Below are 763 nucleotides of genomic sequence, written 5' to 3' on the forward strand. Positions count from 1 at the left end.
GTCCACCGCACCTGCGCACCCCCGCCCCACGCGTGGGTCAGCATGGAGGGGTGCTCGCCGACGCCCCCTCCCGCCCGTCGCCGCCCCCGCGGACCCCGCCGCGCCGCGCCGCGCTCGCGCACGCAGCGGCCGCCGCGGTGCTGCTGCCGGCCTTCGCGGTGCTCTACGCCGTCTGCGTCCTCACCGCCCCCGGGCAGCGGCAGGAGGACGCCGTGCACCTCGCCGCCACCCGCGCCGACGGCTCCGCCGCACCCGTGGTGACCGCCCTGACCGGCCTCGTGGAGGCGCTGCACCCGGTGCACCTGGCGGTCGGGCTGGGCGCCGTCGCGGGCGTGGGGCTGCTGCGCCGGCGCGGCCTGCGCACCGTCGCCGCGCTCGGCACGGCCCTGGGCTCCCTGGGGCTCGCCGAGCTGCTCAAGCACGTCGTGCTGCCCCGCCCCGCGCTGGCCTCCGGGGCCGGCGCCACCGTCCACAACAGCCTCCCCAGCGGGCACACCACCGCGGTGCTGGGCCTCGTCCTCGCGCTGCTGCTCGTCCTGCCGCCGCGGCTGCGGGCCCCGCTGGCCGCGGGCGGGGCGCTGGCCGCCGCCGCGATGGCCGGCAGCGTCGTCGACGAGGGCTGGCACCGCGTCTCCGACTCCCTGGCCGCCGTGCTGCTCACCACCGCCGTCTTCGCCGTCGCGACGGGTGCCGTGCTCGCCGCCGAGCCCGGTGCGCGGGGACGGCGCGGCGGGCCGTGGCTGCTCGCCGCGACACCGCCGCT

Annotated in this window: 1 protein-coding gene; it reads left to right on the forward strand. The window is 81.0% G+C overall.

Features of this window, described 5'->3' with window-relative positions; translation table 11 throughout:
• Positions 1 to 50: 50 nt before the first annotated feature.
• A partial coding sequence (locus ABEB16_RS21840) for a phosphatase PAP2 family protein (protein ID WP_345714271.1) occupies positions 51 to 763 on the forward strand: 713 nt, incomplete at its 3' end.

Origin of the sequence: Kineococcus glutinatus (genome assembly GCF_039542765.1) — a bacterium.
GTDB classification, from domain to species: domain Bacteria; phylum Actinomycetota; class Actinomycetes; order Actinomycetales; family Kineococcaceae; genus Kineococcus_A; species Kineococcus_A glutinatus.